Source organism: Pseudomonas sp. S2_H10, assembly GCF_054668285.1.
Map to the genome: position 1 here is coordinate 1 of NZ_CP162754.1, position 20,382 is coordinate 20,382.

A 20,382-nucleotide genomic window follows, 5' to 3' on the forward strand; every position below is an offset into this window, starting at 1 on the left:
CGATCCATACCCAATGAGCATTTTTTGGAATTTGCGAAGACAACCCGTTGGGATCAACTAGTGTCAGTGGACTGTTTTGTACAAAGTAATAGCGATTCGGCCCATCAACATTCCCTGCGGGATCCGGGTTAATCCACCGTTGCAGCCATGGCGCGTAGTACCTCAGCCCATAGTAATAAAGCCCCGTCGCATCTCGCTCCTTGCCCGAGTAGCGCACGGTTTTGTATTTGGCTTCTATGGCCGAGCGGGTCGCGAAACACGCCGTGCCACCATAGGGGTAATACCATTCCTGGCTGATCAGGTCGGCGTTCTGGTCCAGTTCCAGGGTGCTGGACTTCAAGTGGTCGTTGAGGCTGTAGCGAACCTGGTCATTGGTGATGTCTTCGGGAGGTTTGGTAGCCCAATGCAATACCTGCACGCTATTACTGCCCGCGCTGGCGGTGATTACGTGCAGAACTTCACCTGTGCCGCTGTGACTACGGATTTCCACACCGGGCAGGTAGCGTACATCGCTGATCAGCGTGCGGGTATTGGTTCTGGTTGCACGGAGCTTGCGAACCCGCTGGCCACTGCCGTCGTAGAGATAGTGTTCATAGTCGTCGTTGCCGTCTGCTCGGATCACCGGGCGCACGGTGGATAGCTGATTGCGCAGGTCCCAGTCCATCGACTGGCCCGCTTGCAGTTCACGCAGGCAGCGGTTGCTGTATCGGGCGCGGGTCAAGGTGCGGCCATGGGCCTGGGCGCCGACATGCACCAGGTCCAGCAGATTGCCGCCAGCGTCGTAGTGGAAGGTCTGGGTGTACTGGGCAACCTGGTTAGGGTCGAGAGGCAAGGGTTGCAGGTCGGGCAGGGCGGGGCCGCCGTGGCCGGTCTTGGCCTCCAACCCGTGGCTTTGATCAATTGATAGAGGGTGTCGTAGCAATAGTTCTTGATCGGTTCGATGCGCTGGTTGTTGAAGTAGCGGATCGGTTGCGCGGTATCTTCGAGGTCCTGCACGTTGCCGACTGCGTCGTAGCGATATTTCAGGTTCTGCAGTGGCGTGCCGTTGGATTTGTGGGTACTCAAGACGATGAGGCGGCCGTCCGCAGGGTCGTAGAGGTGGCGGGTGATCACGCCATTGCCGGCGGTTTCCGACTCGATCTGGCCGGAGGCGCTGTAGTGCAGTTCGCTGACCAGCGTCTGTTCCTGCGGGTCATCACCGGCCAGGGTCAGACGGGTGTGTTGCAGCTCGCCAGCGACGGTATAGGCAAAGCCCTGCAGGTGACCCAAGGCATCGATTTGCCGGAGCAGTTCCGTGGTAGGCGCGTAGCCGTGGGAGGTGGTCGCCCCCTCGCCGGGTTCGAGCAAGGCATCGCGTGCGACCATGCTATCGGGCCAGTTGACCGGATCGGTTGCCAGCAAAAAGTGCCGAGTCTGTTGCAGCAGCGCGCCAGTGATGCCGAGTTCGCGCAGGTGCAAGCTTCCGGCCGGGTCGTCGTGGCGAATCAACTGGCCGCACAGGTTGTGGGATGCGATGTCGGCATCGACTCCCGCATAGCTAAAACGCTCAAGCACATGCTCGGCGACGTCTTCCCCACGTTCATGCACGGCCACCGGTCGCAGCAGTTCATCGAACTCAGTCACCGAATGACTGCCACGCCCATCCCAGGTCTCGATGCCTTGCCCGGCAGCACCCGGCAACGCCCCCCGCCAACCGGCATCCACGCTGTCACTCGACAACGGTGCGCCAGACAAACTGAACACCTGGCGGAGGTTTGCCGGCACCGCGTCATCCTCCTGCGCCAAGGCAAACAGATACGGATCACGACTGGCCACCGGCCGGCCGGCGGCATCGAAGCGTTGATGTGTCACCCGCATTTCAACAGGATCGACAGCCTGCCGCCGATGGTACTGAACAGCCCTGACCGCCAGCCCGCGCGGGTCTGCAACCGCAAGGGCTGGTGTGCCGTGATGCGCATCGCCTACAGACATCCGTGACGGCCTCGATCAGGGTGGATTGCCCATCACAATGCATCACCGCCAATGCTTCGGATACTGTAAGAAATACCAGATTTCACCAGCGCATCCTTACACCCAGGCTGCCAATCAACCCGTTCAAATCATTGTCGTCCACGTCGCTGCTGTAGTCGGCGCTGACGTACAGGCTCACGGTGGGGGTGACCCTGGCGACCAGTCCCAGGCCCAGTTCGACGGTCGAGGACTTGCGGCTGCTGCTGATCTTGTCGACCTGGTCGAGGGTCACGGCGTTGCCGCTGTACACGGTGTGCCACAAGTTGGTCCGCACGTAAGGTTCGACGGGCATGCCGCTGATGTCGTAGCTGCCTTTCAAGCGCGCACCGACCCGGCCGCTCCACGAGGTCAGGTCGGTGGAAGACGCGTTGCCTGAACCTGCATACGGGGTGTCCAGGGTGATGCGCTGATTGATCAGTTGCGCCTGGGGTTCAATCACCCAGTTTTCGCCCAGACCGATTGGGAAGCCACCTTCCACCGACAGGGTCATCGCGCTGCCCTCGGTGGCTCTACGGGCCCCTTGTTCGTTGCGGCTGAAGCCGCTGACCCGGCCACCGCTGGCGGTCAGGTCGACGTACCAGCCTTGCGGCCCGGTCAGGCTCCAATAGGCGCCGAGGCTTTGCCCCTGGAGATTGAGTGTGTCGCGGTTGGGGGCGGACATCGCCGGTGTGACCTGTGCACCGTTGTTGTTGAGCTGGTACTGGTGCGTGCCGCTGATCAGGCCGACCCTTTGCGTATGGCCGCTGGCGCTTTGCAGGGTGACGATCGCCGGGCCCTTGAGTTGCTGGGTACCGGGGAAGGCCAGCCCCTGGGAAAGGTAATCGGTTTGTGCCTGGCGAGAGGGCTGACCGTAAATTTGGTCCCAGGCCGTGGGCGCGGCATCTTCTGTGGTCAGGCTGGAACTGCGCAGATCGGGATGGGCGCTGAATTGACCGGGCCAGGTTGGTGCAACGCCGGACAGACCGAGTGTCGGGATGTCCTGGCGATACCAGGGTGTTGTTTCCTGCTCGCCAGTGGCGGCTTGCATTTCCATGGAGGAACACAACAGGAGTGAACTCGATACAGTGCAAAAAGTGACTTTGATCTCTTGTGATATGTGGGAAGTATTCATGGAGGTCTACCTTGCAGTCGCATTAGGTATCTCGCTCTGGCGTCTCTCCTACCCCTGATGAGGGGCGACCGAATGGATCAGGGGCAGCACGGGCTGCCCGTTTTGACGGGGGGCTTGGGGCTGGTCCTGGTGGTGATTCCGGGGGTAGTACGGTGAAGTCAAGAAGACCGAAACAGTCGAGTCAAGAAGATGGCCGATAAGTGGTAAGGGTTTAAGTGACGGATTTATGGCGTGTCCATAACTGCTTGTTTGTTCGAGGGATCGTCAAAAAACAAACTTCGTGCCAGAGGGGTTTTCGACCATTACCAGTTCACTCGCCCCCCCCCCCCTACGTTACCGAATGTTCCCTGTTGTTTGATGGTGGCAAAGTAAAAAACTCCGCAAGGAAGAAAGTATTCCTGTTCTCCGATGTTTAAGTGGTAGGGCGTTGTTGGGTAAATTATAGGTAGAATCATTCACGGCATTTTTTTCAAAAGAGGGGGCGTGGGCTTTCGTCGGGTGGGTTGTTATGGGTTTTACGTGTATTAAGAAGTGCACCTTACCTTCGGAAGTAAATCGCTCTACTTTAGTGGCTTTTAATCCGAAGTCGTCAAGAATTTTTTGGGTGGATTTTCCATTGGGTGTCTCTCTCATGAAGGTGTAAAGCATTCTTTCAGTTCCGTTTTTAAGATATTTTGTTTTTTTAAGTGTCTCCATATTTACTACATTGTATCTAGTGATTTTAGAGGGTAGCTGCCCGAAAAAACCCTCATCTTGAGCTATTCTAGAATACTGATATCTTGCAACGTCGCTTGCGTAGTAATTGGGCTCCTTGGGGTCTCTGAAGTTGTATCTGAACTGCCAGTGATGTGGTTCGAATTTGTTGTTGAAGTTGGCTGTTGCAGATGTTGAGTTGATTGTGTATTGTAATAGTTTTTGGTGTGTTAGGTTTTTTTCTACGTGTGCAAACCTTGCTTTTGACTCTTCCGTCAGCGAGTCAAAGCGAGTGTTTAAGTTTGGGTCATGGTGAATGATGATCGGCTGTATGTTTTGTGTATTAACACTTGATGGCCCCTGCTTATAACCATGTATGGATCTACGACCAAGCCCATCGGCATCAAAAAACTCAACCGGATTGTTGTTCACCATCAAATACCGATTCAGCCCATCTACATTCCCTGCCGGATCCGGGCTCATCCACCGTTGCAACCACGGTGCGTAATATCGATATCCGTAATAGTAAAGCCCGGTGGCATCCCGCTCCTTGCCCGAATAACGACGAACCTTGTATCTCGATTCCAATGCACTATTACCCGCCCACCACGCCGTACCACCGAACGGATAAAAACCTTCCTGGTTCAATAGTCCGGCATTTTTATCCAGCTCCAGCGTGCAGGAGCCGAGCAGGTCGCTGAGGCTGAATCGCAGTTGATCATTGATTGCGTTCTTTGGTGGAGGTGATGCCCAGTGCATTATCCGTAACTGGCTACGTCCCGCGTCGGCTGTAATCACATGTCGTTCTTCACCGTGCACGGCGTCGATGTGAATTTCCAGCCCCGGCAAATAACGCGTTTCTGCGAGTAAGGTGCGACGGCCGGTATGGGTGATGCGCACCTTGCGCAGGCGTTGTCCGCGCGGGCCATAGATGTAGCGCTCATGGTCATCAGGCCCGTCCTCGCGCTTGACCATCGTGACTTCACTCAACTGCTGACGACCGTCCCAGTAGAGGTGTTGCCCTTGCTGTAGTTGTCGTTGATTACCGCAGGGATCAAACCCATTAATGATGTCCTCCTCGTCCTCTTTCAGCGCAAGGCTGCGGTTGCTTGTGCGGGAGGTTTTATGCTCAAGGTCGGTGCGCCGGTATGGTGGCGGGTGAGCAGATTGCCGGCGGCATCGTAGTCGAAGGTTTGTGTGTAATGGGTCAGTTGATTCGGGTCCAGCGGAGTGGGCAGCAATGCCGGGAGTGCGGGACCGTAGGTGGCGGGTATTACTTGTCTGCCGCTGGTTTCGACCAGTTGGTACAGGCTGTCGTAACGATAACGGTTGATCGGTTCGACACGCTGGTTTTTGAAAAAAACAACGGGCTGTGCTGTGTCTTCCAGATGAAGGATGTTGCCGACCGGATCGTAACGGTAATGCAGATCCTGGAGTGGAGGGCTGCCGGGTACGGCGCTCACCAGTCGAATCGGACGGCCATCGTCGTCGGCAAAAATAACGCGGGTGATTACGCCATTGCCGACGGTTTCACTGTCCTGTTGTCCGGCAGCGTTGTAATGAACTTCGCTGACCACGATGAGGGTTTTTTGGTCGTTTCCTGCAGGCTTTAGCCAGGTTTCCCTGAGCTGGCCGGCTACCGAGTAAGCAAATTTCCGGTAGTTGTCTTTGGCATCGGTCTGGCTTTGCAAATCGCCGGTGGCGGTGTAACGCCGGGTTGAAACAAAAGCCTCGCCAACTTCCAGCAGCGCCTCGCGCAGTTGAATGTCGAGCGGCCAGTGCGGCGTATCAAGGCTGGCGAGAAACTGCCTGGTTTCAACCAGTATTTCGCCGTCAACGGCAAAGTCGCGCAAATGCTGGCTGCCGGCCCCATCATCGTATCGAATCAGTTGGCCGCATTGGTTGTGTGCCGCGCATTCATCACCGGCCATACCGTAGGTCAATCGCTCGATGACCCGAGGCGCTTCATCGGCTAACGCTTCACTGATAGCGATCGGTCGTAGAAGTCTGTCGAACTCGGTGTGATGGCGGGTGCCACGACTGTTCCAACCCACCCGGATAGTTTGAGCGTCATTGGGCAAATTCAATGACCACCCGGCATCGACGTTGTCACTCAGTAGCGTCTGGCCTGACAGGCTGAAGATCGTCGCGAGGTTGGGGGCGGGGGCGTTGCCCCAAAGGCGCGGATCCCAATGCGCCACCAGCCGTTCGGCTGGGTCGAATACTTGACGGGTGATGCGGGTTTCAGCGAGTTGCTCCACGTATTGTCGGCAGTACGCCACCTCGCGGACGGTCAAGCCACGCGCGTCCGTCACCGTCAAAGTTGGCGTGCCCTTGTGGTGAAGCGCCCGGTAAGTCATCGCGGTACTTCGCTACCTGCCCCTTGTCCGGAATCCAGCATGCCTGTCAATCGGAGAACCGGATACTGTAAGAACTAACAGGTTCACGACTTAAAGATGCACTTCCACCGCCAGCGGCAAATGGTCTGAAAGGTGCGTCCACGGCTTGTTCCCGAGTATTTTCGGCTCGTGGCTGCTGGCGTTGCGCAGGTAGATGCGGTCCAGGCGCAGCAAGGGAAACCTTGCGGGGTAGGTTTTGGCCGGGCGGCCGTGGTGGCGCTCGAAGGCTTCGTGCAGGTAGTCGCGGCGGGCAAGGGCGGCATTGCCTTGCATCTGCCAGTCATTGAAGTCGCCGGCAATGATCACCGGCGCCTGGTCGGGCAGGGACTCAAGGAGCTGACAGAGCAACTGCAACTGCAGCTGCCGATGACTTTCCAGCAGGCTCAGGTGCACGCAGATGGCATGCACTTCGCTGTGCCCCGGTACGTCCAGCACGCAGTGCAGCAGGCCGCGGCGTTCCGGGCCGGTGATGGAGACGTCGAGATTGCGGTATTCGCGGATCGGGTATTTCGACAGCAGGGCATTGCCATGGTGACCGTCGGGATAGACGGCATTGCGGCCGTAGGCGAAGTCGCTCCACATGCTGTCGGCGAGGAACTCATATTGCGAGGTTTGCGGCCAATCGTTGTAGCGCGAGGAATGGCGGTCGTGCTCGCCGACGACTTCTTGCAGAAACACCAGGTCTGCCGACGTACTGCGCACCGCTTCACGCAACTCGGGGAGGATGAAGCGCCGGTTGAGGGCGGTAAAACCCTTGTGGGTGTTGACCGTCAGCACGCGCAGCCGATGAATCGCCGGGGGCGTGTTCAAGGGGGTTGATTCGGCTGCCTGCCTTGTTGAATGAATGGTCACATGCACTCCTCTGATTCAGGGTTGCTTATGTATGCGACTGATGCGACAGCAGGCAGTTCAGTCTGGTGGGGTGCGCTTTCAAACCAAGACGATTTCATAGGGCAAACGGATGCGTTCGAGCAGCGTGCGCGGCAGCGACGGCGCAAGGCCGATGGCCGGCTCGCCGTCGAGTTGGCTGGCGTAGGCGTGGGTGGCGTGGCTCTTGCGCGCGACGGTCCAGGTATCGAGGCGCACCTTGCGCGCGCGATGCCAGGGGATCAGCTCCCGGTCCCGAGCCGGCCAGTGCCAGGCCCAGAACGGCACGTCGTTATAGCGGGCCCCGACACTGGCCGCGGCCCTGGCGCTGGCGCGGCCGACGGTGTCGTGGTCGGCGTTGCCGTCCTCGCCCCAGGTGCTGAACACCACATCACCGGGGCGCAGGTAGCGCGTGATGAATCGGATGATCTGCTCTTCGTGTTCCACCAGTGCGTTGTCGGTAAACCCGCCACGAATCCACTTCAGGCTGTGCATCGGCAACCCGAGTCGGCGGATGGCTTCGACGCTTTCCTGAGGGCGAAACACGCTGAGGCGTTTTTCCGACCACTGCCGGGAGCCGGGATGGCTGGCGCTGCCGTCGGTAATCGAGATCAATTGCAGCGGGTGGCCCAGATTGCTGAGCAGTTGCAGCAGGCCGCCGCAGGTCACGACTTCATCGCCAGGGTGCGGGGCAATGAGCACCACGCGTGCGCCGGTGGGTACCAGGGACGCGGTGCTGATGATCGGAACGCTGTCCAGTTGCGGGGCACTGTTCCAGATCTGGGATGGCAGGCTGGCTTCGCTGACGGAAACGGATTTCATCGGTCATACGTCCTTGTTGTGCTTCGCCTTCAGTCGTGCGCGAGACAAGCCCGGCCGACCCTTGAGGGCTGGTGGATTGCGAGGTGCGACAAGCCCAACCCTGGAATGTCGCGCTTCGAGTATTGCTCATGTCAGGCTATTCGTCGCGTCGCCAACTCAAGCAAAATGAATTTTTCCGCTCTGCGGCAGTGATGCGCGCAAATGCCTGAGCCAGATGGTCATTCTTCTTCCTCATGCTGCAATTCGAACAACAGAAACGAGCGGCCGGTGACCGAGTACTCGTGGCCGAACTCGAAGCGCTCCTGGCCACGTATCGACGGCTGGTTGGTATCGATCATGCAGGTCCAGAAACCGCCGTCAGGCACTTGCGGCAGACGGAAATTGACGATGTCATGGTGGGCGTTGACCACCAGCATCAACGTCGCGTCGGCGCCTTTGCGGCGGATGCCGGTTTCCTGGGCGCGACCGTCGAGCAGCATGCCCAGGCAGCGATTGTGCGCATCGTGCCAATGCTTGGTGGTCATTTCCGTGCCGTCCGGCGCCAGCCAGGTCACGTCCTTGACGCCGATGTCTTCGTTGTAGTTACCCACCAGAAAACGCCCTCGGCGCAGGATCGGGTAGGTCAGGCGCAACTTGATCAGGCGCTTGACGAACTTGAGCAGGGCCTTGCCGTCTTCGCTGAGGTCCCAGTTGACCCAACCGATCTCGCTGTCCTGGCAGTAGGCATTGTTGTTGCCGTCCTGGGTGCGGGCGAACTCGTCGCCGGCCACCAGCATCGGCGTGCCCTGGGCCAGCAGCAGGGTGGCGAAGAAGTTGCGCATCTGCCGGTGGCGCAGCGCGTTGATCTCGGGGTCGTCGGTGGGGCCTTCGACACCGTGGTTCCACGACAGGTTGTTGTTGCTGCCGTCCTGATTGTTTTCGTCGTTGGCTTCGTTGTGCTTGTCGTTGTACGACACCAGGTCATTGAGGGTGAAGCCGTCATGGGCGGTGACGAAGTTCACCGAGGAACAGGGCCGGCGGCCACGTTGGTTGAACATCTCGCCCGAGGCGGTCAGGCGGCTGGCAAAGTCCGCCAGTTGCCCGTCGTCGCCTTTCCAGAAGGCGCGCACGGTGTCGCGGAATTTATCGTTCCACTCGACCCAGCCCGGCGGAAAATTGCCGACCTGATATCCGCCGGGACCGCAGTCCCAGGGTTCGGCAATCAGTTTGACCTGGCGCAGCACCGGGTCCTGGCGGCAGGCGACGAGGAAACTGTGGCGCTCGTCGAAACCGTCGTGATAACGCCCGAGAATGGTCGCAAGATCGAAGCGGAAACCGTCCACGTGCATTTCCGAGGCCCAGTAGCGCAGGGAGTCGGTGACCATTTGCAGCACGCAGGGGTGGCTCAGGTCCAGGGTGTTGCCGGTGCCGGAATCGTTGATGTAGAAGCGTTTGTCCTCCGGCATCAGGCGGTAGTAGGACGCGTTGTCGATGCCGCGCATGGACAGGGTCGGGCCTTGTTCGTTGCCCTCGGCGGTGTGGTTGTAGACCACGTCGAGGATCACCTCCAGATTGGCTTCGTGCAGGTGCGCGACCATTTCCTTGAATTCGGCGATCTTGCCGCTGGCCAGGTAACGCGGGTCGGGGGCGAAGAACGCGATGCTGTTGTAGCCCCAGTAATTGGTCATGCCCTTGTGCAACAAATGCTGGTCGTTGACGAACGCGTGGATCGGCAGCAACTCCACGGTCGACACGCCGAGCTTGCGGATGTGCTCGACCACGTCATCGACCATCAGCCCGGCAAACGTACCGCGCACGTTTTCGGGGACCGCGGGGTGGCGCATGGTGAAGCCGCGGACATGGGTTTCATAAATGATCGTCTTGTCCCACGGCACGCTGACGCGGTGGTCGTGGCCCCAGGTGTGCGCCGGGTCGATGACTTTGCACTTGGGCACGAAGGGCGCGCTGTCGCGTTCATCGAAGCTGAGGTCGGCGTCGGGATGGCCGATGGTGTAGCCGAACAGCGCTTCGGACCATTTCAACTTGCCGACCAGCTGTTTGGCATAGGGGTCGATCAGCAGTTTGTTGGGGTTGAAGCGATGACCGTTGGCCGGGTCGTACGGGCCGTAGACGCGATAGCCATAAATCAGCCCGGGATGAGCATCGGGCAAGTAGCCGTGATAGATCTCGTCGGTGTATTCGGGCAGTTCGATGCGTTCGAGCTCCACCTCGCCGGTGTCATCGAACAGGCACAGTTCAACCCGGGTGGCGTGGGCGGAGAACAGGGCGAAGTTGACGCCCAGCCCATCCCAGGTAGCACCCAACGGGAAGGGCAGGCCTTCACGGATTCGCGTGGCTTCAGCGCTGGGCGCTGGCGCGGCGGCTTTCTTCGGGCTGGTCATAAATTCTCCGGCAAACGTTCAACCTGTAGGAGCGAGCTTGCTCGCGATGGTGTGTCAGCCTGCACAGGTGCTGACGCGAGCAAGCTCGCTCCCACAGGTATGTTTTGGGCCTGATCAAACCGCCGGCGGTTTTCGCGGCGCCCGGGGTTTCTTCTCGACAGCCTTTTCCCCCGGCGGGATCACTTTCGAAGCCGCCGCCGGTTTGGCCTTGGCTTTCGGCGCGGCGGTCTTGCCGTTGAGGGTCTTGTCCGGGCCGGGTTTTGCGTCTGCGGTTTTCTTCGGGGCTGCCTTGCCGGTGGCGGCCTTCGCGGATTTTTTCGGGGCCAGGGCTTCGGCTTCGGCCAGTTTGCACGCCATCTCCCAGTGGCGAGCTTCCTGACCTTCGGGTTTTCCTTCGGACTCCCAGATCTGATAGGCAAATTCGCGGATGCGTTTATCGTCGGTACTCATCGTATTGCTCCTGAACTGAACTCAAGTGTGGGCAGTTTGAATAATGAGATTGACCGGGAAATCCCCCAGCGCGGCGCTGATCAGCAGCTCCCTGTGTTGTGTGACTGCGACGCCGGAAAAAAGTCCCTTCAGATGTTCGTCGGGGACGGTGAACGGCAATCGGACCCGGGTATCGCCCCACAGCGGCGCGTGGACCCGTGGTTCGGCACTGTTTTCCAGCAGTTCGGCACAACGTATCGGCACAATCACGATGGCGCGTTTTCCCTCCCGTTCACGGACAAAACCCAGCACTCGATGGGCCTCGCTGCCCAGCACTTCCAGGGGCTGGTAAGTGCCACGCCGAAACAGCTCGGCATGCTCGGCGCGCAGGCCCAGGGTGCGCGCAATCAAGGTCTGCTTGATGCGCCCGTCACGCCAGTTCGCCAGCAGCTCGGGTAGATCGTTGGGTTGCTGCAGCGCCTGCTGGCGACTGGCGTAATCCACGGCGCGACGGTTGTCCGGGTCGACCAGGCTGAAGTCCCAGAAGTCGTTGCCCTGATACAGGTCCGGCACACCCGGCACGGTCATGCGCAGCAAGGTTTGCGCCAAACCGTTGAGCGCACCGGGGACGGCAATCGAACGGGCCGCTTTGGCGAGGGCCGTTCGCAACAATTCACCTTCGGGGCTGAGCAACAGGCGCCGGATGAAGTGTTCGCAGGCTTGCTCGTAGGTCTCGTTGGGCGCGCTCCAGCTGCTTTGCAGCTTGGCTTCGCGCACGGCCTTGCGTTGCCATTGCCAGAGGCGGTCGGCGTAGTCCTCGAGTGCCGCCGGATTATCGAAAGCCAGCTCGAGCGGCCAACTGCCTAGGATCACCTGGTACAGAATCAACTCATCGCCCGCTGACGGCATGTGATCGTCGTTGCGCAATGGCCGGGCGAGGGCGCGCCACAGGCCGATCTGGTCGGCGTACCAGGCGCTGCGTTCACTCAGTATCGCCAGGCGCGCGCGCGAATCTTCGCCGCGCTTGTGGTCGTGGGTGGCGCTGGCCAGCAGGTTGTCCGGGAAGCTCTCCAGGCGCTCGATGTAGGCCTGATGAAAGTCGGCCACCGGCGCACTGAACTGCTCGGTACTGAACCCCACGTCGTTGCGCGAGAGCAGGACGGCCGAGCGATAGAACGCGGTGTCTTCCACCGCTTTCGCCGCAGCCGGCGAGGTCAGTTGCTGGAATCGTACGCAGGCGTGCTTCAGGCGTTTGCGCGCGCGACCGGCCGGACGCTGCCGCCAGGGCTCACCGCCGAGCCAGCCGGCGAGGCAGTCGAGCACCGGCCAGTCCGCTTCGCCCAGGGTTTGCCGGGCGCCGTCCATGGCCTGGCGGAAAAACACCTCGTCCCCGGCCGACCGGCCAAGGGGGCTGATGTAGGTGCGGTACACCGGGAAATGCACGATCAGCGCCTGCAGGGCCCGGCGAATGGCGCCGAGGGTCAGGTCGCGGGTCATCAGATTGTCCCGGGCCACCTGCAGTAAGGCCTGGGCGACGCTTTCGAAATCGCCGGCCAGGGAGCCGTTGAGGATTTGCTGGCGGGCCAGTTGCGCTTCCTGGTCGAAGTCGGCGGTGCGCTCGCTGTGGCGCTGCCAGCGTTCGGCCAGTGCCTGCGCACCCCGAGGGTCGGTTTGCAGCAGTGACAACTGGTTCATGAACTCGTAACCGGTGGTGCCGTCCACCGACCAATCGCGATGCAGGGTTTCGCCTGCGCCGAGGATCTTTTCGACATAGATGGGCAGATGACGGCCCGGCGCCAGGCTGTCCACCCGGCGCCGAAGTTTGCGGCAGTAGCCTCGCGGGTCGGCGAGGCCGTCGATATGGTCGATGCGCAACCCGTCGATCAGCCCTTCGGCCACCAGTTGGAAGATCTTTGCGTGGGTGGCTTCGAACACCGCGGGACGCTCGACGCGCAACCCGCCGAGTTCATTGATATCGAAAAAACGCCGCCAGTTGATGTCATCGGCGGCGGTGCGCCAACTGGCGAGGCGATAGCTTTGGCGTTCCAGCAGATTGTGCAGGCGCTGGAAGCCTTCGTCGGTCTGTGAGTCGTAGTTTTTCAGGTGCCGGTCGATGGCTTGGGCGATGGCCGGATCGCTGACCAGGTCACGCAGTTCGGCCTTCAGTGGAATGGCCAGGCTGTGGGCGTCGGTCTGGTAGCTCAGGGTGCTGAAGCGATCGGCGATGTTTCTCAGTTGTTCGCTCTGTTGCGCATCGAGCGGCGCATCGGTCTTGAGCAGTTCGCCGTAATCGCTCGGGCAAATGGGAAAGCGGTGTTCGTAGTGCTCGACATGAAAGCTGCCGTGCCAGGCATCGAAACGCAGGGGCAGGGTGCCGTCCTGCAACGCGACGCCGTAGTCGCTGCCCAGGAACGGCAGCAGCAACTGGCCTTCCATCAACGGGTCGGGTGAGTGCCACTGGATGTCGAAAAACTCGCCGTAAGGGCTCAGGCGACCCCACTCCAACAAGTCCAGCCACCAGGGATTGTCACTGCCACCGACCGCCATGTGGTTGGAGACGATGTCGAGGATCAACCCCATGTCGTGCCCGTGCAGGGCACTGACCAGCTCGCGCAGCGCTGCTTCGCCGCCCAGTTCCGGGTTGACCCGGGTCGGGTCCACCACGTCATAGCCATGCATCGATCCGGCGCGAGCGCGCAACAGCGGGGAGGCGTAGACATGGCTGATGCCGAGGCAGGCGAAATACGGCACCAGCGGCACCGCATCCTCCAGCGTGAAGCCTTGGTGAAATTGCAGGCGCAACGTGGCGCGCAGTGGTCGGTTCGGCACTTGGGTCATCGGTCACGCTCGGCCGCCTGGAGTCGCGCACAGGCGAGCAGTTCCAGTCGCCGCGCGGCATCCGCTCCATCGAGCAGGGCTTCGCTGTAGCCGGGCAAGCGCCGCGACCAGTTCGGGTGGGTATCGATGGTGCCGGGCAGGTTGGCTTGCTGTTCGACGCCAAGGGCATCTTCCAGCGGCAGCAGCACCAAGGGTGCCCGGGTATGGCCGAGAAAACGCACGCTGGCATCGAGCACCTGGTCGGTCTCGTGGGACTCTTCGCGAAAGTTTTGCGGGTCCTGGCTCAATGCCCGGCGCAGGCCTTCGCGCTCACGCTCGCGGTGCTGGCGCCATTCGATTTCACCGCTGGCATCGACCATGCCGAGCCGGGCGTTCCAGTCGATGTCGCGGCCATGCCACCAGCCATTGAGGGTGGGCAGGTCATGGGTGCTGGTGGTCGCCAGGGCGTTGTCGGGCCAGTCGAGGATCGGCTTGAAGTGGGTGTTGTCCTGTTCGAACAGCAATACCCGCATGCCGAGCATCGAGCGGGCGATGAGTTTGTCCCGCAAGCCGTCCGGCACGGTGCCGAGGTCCTCGCCGAGGACGATGGCCTGGTGGCGATGGGATTCCAGGGTGAGCAGGCGCAGCAGATCGTCCACCGGGTAATACAGGTAGGCGCCGTCGGCCGGCGGTGAGCCGTTGGGGATTACCCACAAACGCTGCAAGCCCATGACGTGATCGATGCGCAAGCCGCCGGAGTGAGCGAAATTGGCCCGCAGCATCTCGATGAAGGCGCGGAAGCCATTGCGTACCAGGCCCTCAGGGGAGAACGCGGAAATCCCCCAACCCTGGCCGCTGCGGTTGAGAATGTCCGGCGGGGCGCCGACGGTGAGGGCGGCGAGCAGTTCGTCCTGGCGGCTCCAGGCCTGGCTGCCACCGCCATCGGCACCGACGGCCAGGTCAGCGATCAGGCCAATGCTCATGCCGCTGGCGCGAGCGGCGGTTTGCGCGCGCTCCAGGCAACGTGTGATCAGCCACTGACAGAAGGCGAAAAAGCCGATGCGCCCGGCGTTCTCTTCGGCAAATGCCGCCAGTTCGGCGCTGCGCGGGTTGCGCCAGGCTTCGGGCCACTGCCGCCAGTCGAGGATTTCACCGCGGGCGGCGCGCGCTTCCTGGATGGCTTCGAAGCGACAGTGGTTTTCCAGCGCTTCGCCGGCAGCGTGACGAAAACTACTGAAGTCTTCGTGCAACGGGTGCTCGCCCTGGACGAAGCCTTCATACAGGGCCTGCAACAGTCGATGCTTGGCTTCGGCTGCGGCCGGCCAGTCAATCAGCGGTCGCTCTTCCAGCGCCTTGAGTTCTATCGCCAGCCCGGTTGCATCAATGGCGGTACGCAGGGCGCGCTCGCCGAGAATGGTGCCGGGGGCGCAGTAAAGGCTGTTGAGAAACAGGCGGCTGGAAGGGGAATACGGGCTGTAGCGTTGGCTGTCACTGGAAAACATCGCATGCAAGGGGCTGATCGCCAGCGCCTCGGCGCCACGTTCACCGGCGACCCGGGCGAGATCCTCCAGCGCCTGGGTGTCACCAAACCCGCCATCGCCGGGGCGGCGCAAGCCATACAGTTGCACGCTAAGGCCCCAGGCACGCGGGATCGGGTTATCCACGGCATCCGCCACGCTGTAGCAACGGGCCGGGGCGACCGCCAGGGTGAAGGTTTGTCCGTCGATGCCGACCTGTTGATAGCCGACCGGTACCAGCCCCGGCAGCACCGCGTTGGCGTCCAGCTTCAGATTGAGCCGGGAACCGTCTTCGAGGTGGATTTCGCAAGGGGTCCCGGGCTCGAAAAATCGCGCCAGGTCCAGGCCCTTCCCCGCATCGGCGGTGATCAGTGGCGGCAAGTGATGGGTCTGTTGCACCTCTTGCAGTTCCAGCAGGCTCGCATCGATTTCCTGGGCGCTGCCGGCCGGGTGGCCGAGGCCGGTCAGCACGTTGCGCAAGACTGACGGCGCGACTTTTTGCGGGCGCCCGTTGGCGTCGATCCAGTCGACCGCGAGGCCGGCACGGCTGGCCAGGATTTCCAGTTGCGCATCACTCATGGACGCTCTCCAGATAACAAAGGGGTGGCGGCGGCGAGGCTGACCCGCGCGCAATACGGGGCAAGGGTGCTCTGCTGCGACAGGTCGGCGCCGCGAGGCGGGTATTCGAACAACCGCGCAGCATCGGCATGTGGGGTGTGGACTACGGGCCGGTCGCTGAGGTTCAGGTCAATGCGCAACTGACTGCCATCACCCAAACGCCAGGTTGCACTCACCGCGCCTTCGCCCAGCACGGCGGCGCCCAGTGCCTGTGCGCCCGGCAAGCGTGGAATGATCAGCCGGTGGCGGATCTGCAACAGTCGGCAATACAGATCATGCATCTCATTGTGGCCGGTCGGGGGCAGGACCGGACGGGATGCGGCAAACGTCTGCGGATCGTTCGGGTCGGGAATGTGTTCGCGTTGACGCGGGTCGGCAAACGCGCTGAACGCCGCGAATTCGTTACGCCGGCCGTCGCGTACGAGCTTCGCCAGTTCACCGTGGTGGCTGGTGAAAAACAGGAAGGGTTGTTCGACGGCAAACTCGTCGCCCATGAACAGCAGCGGAATCATCGGCGACAACAGCAGCAACACCGTGGCGGCCCGCAACGCTTGCGGGTGAGCGAGTTGATGCAGGCGTTCACCAAAGGCCCGGTTGCCGATCTGGTCATGGTTCTGCAAAAACAGGATGAATGCGCCGGGTGGCAGATGCCCGCTGGGCTCACCCCGCGCGACACCCTGGCGGTTGGCATGGCCCTGAAACACAAAGCCCTGGCTCAGGCAGCGCGCCAGTTGTTCGGTGGGGTTTTGCGCGTAGTCGGCGTAATAGGCCTCGGTTTCGCCGGTCAGCAGCACATGCAGGGCGTTGTGGCCGTCATCGTTCCACTGTGCGTCGAAATCGTGTTCGAGCAGGCTGGCCTGGTTGTGTTCGTTCTCGACCATCAGCCAGACATGCCGCGCCGGTCCCGTTTGCTGGCGCACCCGTTGCGCCAGTTCCCGGAGGAAATCCGGGTCTTCGATGGCATGCACCGCATCCAGGCGCAACCCGTCGAAGCGGTACTCCAGCAGCCACATCAAGGCGTTTTCGATGAAGAAGTCCCGTACTTCGCGACGGCGAAAATCGATGGCCGCGCCCCACGGCGTGTGTTGGTCTTCGCGAAAAAAGCCCTTGGCATAACGATGCAGGTAATTGCCGTGCGGGCCGAAGTGGTTGTAGACCACGTCGAGAATCACCGCCAGGCCGTGGCCATGGGCGGTGTCGATCAAATGCTTGAGCTGCTCGGGGGAGCCGTATGACGCTTGGGGCGCGAACGGCAGGACGCCGTCATATCCCCAATTGCGTTCACCGGGAAACTGCGCGATTGGCATCAGTTCGATCGCGGTGACACCCAGTTCGACCAAGCGCGCCAGATGCTGCTCGAGGGCACTGAAACCGCCGAGCGCACCGACATGCAGTTCGTAGATCACCGCTTCGTTCCACGGCCGTCCCAGCCAGGCACTGTGTTGCCACGCATAGGCCAGCGGATCGACCACCACGCTGTGCCTGTCGATATCGCCGGCCTGGGCGCGGGAGGCCGGGTCGGGCACCTCCAGCTCGCCGTCGATGCTGTAGCGGTAGCGTGTACCCGCTGCGCATCGGGTGTTGATCACGAACCAACCGTCGGCCTGAGGCAGCAACGGCAAGGACTGTCCATTTTCCAGTTCGACACTGACGTAAAACGCATCTGGCGCCCACAACGCGAATCGCGTGTGCTCCGGGTCCAGCATGATTGCGCCGTGGGGCCAGGTCTCAAGGGTCCGTAACGGCATCTTGAAAGCCTCTTACTGTTTGTGCGATTTCCCCAACGCTTTAGCCACCAGCTGTTCATAAAGCTCGGCGTAGGGTTCGACCGCCTTGCACCAGTTGAACGGCGCAGCCATGGCCCGGCAGCGCATGGCGTGCAGCAGGTCGGGGAAGGCGAACACCTTGAATGCGCGGCTCAGGGCTTCCTGGTAGCTCTGCACCGTGGATTCATCGAACAGGAACCCGGTCACGCCGTTTTCGATGGTGTCGGCCAGGCCACCGGTATTGCGTGCCACCGGCAACGAACCGAAACGCTGGGCGTACATCTGGCTCAGGCCGCAGGGCTCGTAGCGCGAAGGCATCAGCAGGAAGTCGCTGCCGGCGAACATGCGCCGGGCATCGGTTTCGTTAAAGCCGATGCGCACGCCGATCTGCCCGGGGAAACGCAGGGCCAGTTCGCGCATCGACTGTTCTTCTTCCGGCTCGCCACGGCCGATGATCGCGATCTGGCCGCCGTTTTTGACGATGTATTCAGACACCGCTTCGGTCAGGTCCAGGCCTTTCTGATAGACCAGGCGCGAAACCACGGCGAACAGCGGCCCTTTGGAGTCCTGCAGGCCGAACAGTTCGCGCACGTGGGCGGCGTTTACCGCCTTGCCATCCCAGTCGCCGATCTCGAACGGGCAGAACAGGTGCGGGTCGGTCGCCGCATCCCAGCTTTCATCGATGCCGTTGGGAATCCCGCTGAGCAGGCCTTGCTGGGTCTTGGCGGCGAGAAAACCGTCGAGACCGCAGCCGAAATCCGGGGTGGTGATTTCCTGGGCGTAGGTCGCGCTGACCGTGGTGATGTGGCTCGCATAGGCCATGCCGGCCTTGAGGAACGACATCTTGCCGTAGAACTCCATGCCTTCCTGTTGCAGCGCGTGATGGGGAATGCCCAGTTCGGGGCACGAGCCCAGGCTGGTCACGCCCTGGTAAGCCAGGTTGTGAATGGTGAACAGCGTCGGCGTGCGCTGCCCGCGCCAGTGCATGTAGGCGGGGGCCAGGCCGGCGGGCCAGTCGTGGGCGTGCACCAGGTCCGGGCACCAGTGGATTTGTGCGAGGTTGGCGGCAATATCGGCCGCCGCCAGGCCCAGGCGGGCGAAACGGATGTGGTTGTCCGGCCAGTCGCGGCCGTTGTTGGCGCCGTAGGGTGAACCTTCGCGCTCGTAGAGTTCGGGGCAGATCAGCACGTAAATGACCAGGCCATCGGGCATGTCCATGCGCCCGATCTTGCACGGTGGCAACGCAGCGTGACCGCCGAGTTCGCCGATGATATGGATCGGATTTTCGCTGTGCAGCACCTGCGGGTACCCCGGGATCAGTACCCGCACATCGTGCAGATGAGCCATGGCCCGTGGCAGCGCCGCGGAAACGTCACCCAGGCCGCCGGTCTTCACCAGGTCGGCGATTTCCGAGGTGACGAACAAGACTTTCTTACGGTTCGGATTCTGGTTGGCTGCCGGGGTCAGTGTGCGGGTGCCGGGAACGCTGACGGGTTGGGTATTTGCGGCAGTCACGGCGCTGGATTCGCCGACCTGATGAGCACGCTCTCCCTGTATTTCCAAAGCCGTACCGATCATATGAATCTCCCGTGTTGTTGATCTAATTCTCAGGTCTGGCAAACGGTGTTTCATGGCCAATTGCTATGGCCGGGCGCAATCGCGCTACGCATCAGTGAGCAAGCGCTGCCCAATGCGTTGAAGCAAAAGGGGTGAATGAGCCGTTGCAAAGATTGCACCAGTCGCAACGCACCTTCTTGTCAGAGGACCGATCGTGATTGGAAAAAGTTTCGACTATTTTTCCCTTTTGTGACCGACCGGTTTCGCCTCGAGAAAATGAGTCTAGGCCAGAACTTAGAGCGGTAAAGGGCAGATGGCAAAATTGTTCGACAATCGGTTTATAACGGTACGGACGTGCCTGATAGAGGTGCAAACGCCCCGACGAAGTGCAGTTTTTTATGCATTTTTGCCGCAAAAAGTCACCGGTCAGTCATATAAGTGTGCAAGGGGATCGGGCGCTGGCGCACCGTTGTAGTGCGTACGCTGAGTCCCGCATTTGGCTGAACCGCTGCCTTACTGCCCACCTTGATGCCTTGTTATAGTTCGGGCCTCGTTTTTGCCCGCAAAAGGATCACTGGCATGTCTCAATACACTGCGTTCAACGTCGAACTGGTAGATAAAATCGCCCATGTGCAGATCAACCGCCCGGAGAAGATCAACTCGATGAACGCTGCGTTCTGGAGCGAGATCGTCGAGATCTTCCAGTGGATCGACGATACCGATGAAGTGCGTGTGGTGGTCCTCAGCGGGGCCGGCAAGCATTTCTCCTCGGGCATCGACCTGATGATGTTGGCCGGCGTGGCCAATGAACTGGGCAAGGATGTCGGCCGCAATGCGCGCCTGTTGCGGCGCAAGATCCTCACCCTGCAAGCGTCGTTCAATGCCGTCGACAACTGCCGCAAGCCAGTGCTGGCGGCCATTCAGGGTTACTGTCTGGGTGGCGCCATCGACCTGATCGCCGCCTGCGACATGCGTTATGCCGCCGAGGATGCGCAGTTTTCGATCAAGGAAATCGACATCGGCATGGCCGCCGACGTCGGCACGCTGCAACGCTTGCCGTGGATCATCGGGGACGGCATGCTGCGTGAACTGGCTTACACTGGTCGCACCTTCGGCGCCGACGAAGCGCGGGGCATGGGCCTGGTCAATCGCGTCTACAGCGACACCGCCAGCCTCCTCGACGGCGTCATGGGCATTGCCCGGGAAATCGCCGGCAAGTCGCCGATCGCCGTCACCGGCACCAAAGAGATGATCAGCTACATGCGTGACCATCGCATCGATGACGGCCTCGAATACATCGCCACCTGGAACGCCGCCATGCTGCAATCCACCGATCTGCGCGTGGCCATGGCCGCCCATATGAGCAAACAGAAACCCGAATTTCTGGATTGATAA

The 20,382-nt window shown here is 61.0% G+C and carries 13 protein-coding genes and 1 pseudogene; 1 reads left to right on the forward strand and 13 read right to left on the reverse strand.

What is annotated here, in order from left to right:
• The 13 genes and pseudogenes from AB4O16_RS00005 to glgA all read right to left on the reverse strand — a co-directional run.
• Positions 1-340 (reverse strand): annotated as a pseudogene (locus tag AB4O16_RS00005) (RHS repeat-associated core domain-containing protein); the annotation flags it as partial.
• A gap of 377 nt (positions 341-717) precedes the next feature.
• A complete protein-coding gene (locus tag AB4O16_RS00010) occupies positions 718-1,857 on the reverse strand; it encodes an RHS repeat domain-containing protein (protein ID WP_460156648.1) in 1,140 nt (379 codons plus the stop codon).
• A 196-nt stretch (positions 1,858-2,053) separates the two neighbouring features.
• The gene (locus AB4O16_RS00015; RefSeq protein ID WP_160386499.1) at positions 2,054-3,121 is read right to left on the reverse strand and encodes an autotransporter domain-containing protein; all 1,068 of its coding nucleotides are present in this window, start codon (positions 3,119-3,121) and stop codon (positions 2,054-2,056) included.
• 333 nt (positions 3,122-3,454) lie between these two features.
• Complete coding sequence (locus AB4O16_RS00020; RefSeq protein WP_460156649.1) at positions 3,455-4,804, reverse strand: RHS repeat-associated core domain-containing protein; 1,350 nt, start codon at positions 4,802-4,804, stop codon at positions 3,455-3,457.
• 98 nt (positions 4,805-4,902) lie between these two features.
• A complete protein-coding gene (locus AB4O16_RS00025; RefSeq protein ID WP_460156650.1) occupies positions 4,903-6,174 on the reverse strand; it encodes an RHS repeat domain-containing protein in 1,272 nt (423 codons plus the stop codon).
• Between the two features lie 90 nt (positions 6,175-6,264).
• Entirely contained in the window at positions 6,265-7,065 is an 801-nt protein-coding gene (locus AB4O16_RS00030) for an endonuclease/exonuclease/phosphatase family protein (protein WP_460156651.1), read from the reverse strand.
• 78 nt (positions 7,066-7,143) lie between these two features.
• Positions 7,144-7,902, reverse strand: coding sequence for a PIG-L deacetylase family protein (locus AB4O16_RS00035; protein WP_460156652.1), 759 nt, complete (start codon positions 7,900-7,902; stop codon positions 7,144-7,146).
• A gap of 218 nt (positions 7,903-8,120) precedes the next feature.
• A complete protein-coding gene (glgX, locus tag AB4O16_RS00040; protein WP_160386491.1) occupies positions 8,121-10,283 on the reverse strand; it encodes a glycogen debranching protein GlgX in 2,163 nt (720 codons plus the stop codon).
• A 114-nt stretch (positions 10,284-10,397) separates the two neighbouring features.
• Positions 10,398-10,733, reverse strand: coding sequence for a DUF2934 domain-containing protein (locus AB4O16_RS00045; protein ID WP_160386489.1), 336 nt, complete (start codon positions 10,731-10,733; stop codon positions 10,398-10,400).
• A gap of 21 nt (positions 10,734-10,754) precedes the next feature.
• Complete coding sequence (locus tag AB4O16_RS00050) at positions 10,755-13,550, reverse strand: malto-oligosyltrehalose synthase (RefSeq protein ID WP_460156653.1); 2,796 nt, start codon at positions 13,548-13,550, stop codon at positions 10,755-10,757.
• Entirely contained in the window at positions 13,547-15,625 is a 2,079-nt protein-coding gene (malQ, locus tag AB4O16_RS00055) for a 4-alpha-glucanotransferase (RefSeq protein ID WP_460156654.1), read from the reverse strand. The genes AB4O16_RS00050 and malQ overlap by 4 nt, the downstream gene beginning before the upstream one ends.
• Positions 15,622-17,412, reverse strand: a complete 1,791-nt coding sequence (gene treZ, locus AB4O16_RS00060) for a malto-oligosyltrehalose trehalohydrolase (RefSeq protein ID WP_460156655.1) — start codon at positions 17,410-17,412, stop codon at positions 15,622-15,624. Before treZ ends, malQ begins: the two co-directional genes overlap by 4 nt.
• Before the next feature lie 12 nt (positions 17,413-17,424).
• Positions 17,425-19,008 (reverse strand): glycogen synthase GlgA, encoded by a 1,584-nt coding sequence (gene glgA, locus AB4O16_RS00065; RefSeq protein WP_160386481.1) that lies wholly within the window; start codon positions 19,006-19,008, stop codon positions 17,425-17,427.
• A gap of 558 nt (positions 19,009-19,566) precedes the next feature.
• Here glgA and AB4O16_RS00070 point away from each other — a divergent pair.
• Positions 19,567-20,379 (forward strand): crotonase/enoyl-CoA hydratase family protein, encoded by an 813-nt coding sequence (locus tag AB4O16_RS00070; RefSeq protein ID WP_160386479.1) that lies wholly within the window; start codon positions 19,567-19,569, stop codon positions 20,377-20,379.
• The last annotated feature ends 3 nt before the right edge of the window (positions 20,380-20,382 follow it).

Coding starts and splice junctions, on each gene's coding strand:
- AB4O16_RS00050 (WP_460156653.1), bottom strand. CDS start 13,550: ATGACCCAAGTGCCGAACCGACCACTGCGCGCCACGTTGCGCCTGCAA.
- AB4O16_RS00035 (WP_460156652.1), bottom strand. CDS start 7,902: ATGAAATCCGTTTCCGTCAGCGAAGCCAGCCTGCCATCCCAGATCTGG.
- AB4O16_RS00010 (WP_460156648.1), bottom strand. CDS start 1,857: ATGCGGGTGACACATCAACGCTTCGATGCCGCCGGCCGGCCGGTGGCC.
- treZ (WP_460156655.1), bottom strand. CDS start 17,412: ATGCCGTTACGGACCCTTGAGACCTGGCCCCACGGCGCAATCATGCTG.
- AB4O16_RS00015 (WP_160386499.1), bottom strand. CDS start 3,121: ATGAATACTTCCCACATATCACAAGAGATCAAAGTCACTTTTTGCACT.
- glgA (WP_160386481.1), bottom strand. CDS start 19,008: ATGATCGGTACGGCTTTGGAAATACAGGGAGAGCGTGCTCATCAGGTC.
- malQ (WP_460156654.1), bottom strand. CDS start 15,625: ATGAGTGATGCGCAACTGGAAATCCTGGCCAGCCGTGCCGGCCTCGCG.
- AB4O16_RS00045 (WP_160386489.1), bottom strand. CDS start 10,733: ATGAGTACCGACGATAAACGCATCCGCGAATTTGCCTATCAGATCTGG.
- AB4O16_RS00025 (WP_460156650.1), bottom strand. CDS start 6,174: ATGACTTACCGGGCGCTTCACCACAAGGGCACGCCAACTTTGACGGTG.
- AB4O16_RS00070 (WP_160386479.1), top strand. CDS start 19,567: ATGTCTCAATACACTGCGTTCAACGTCGAACTGGTAGATAAAATCGCC.
- glgX (WP_160386491.1), bottom strand. CDS start 10,283: ATGACCAGCCCGAAGAAAGCCGCCGCGCCAGCGCCCAGCGCTGAAGCC.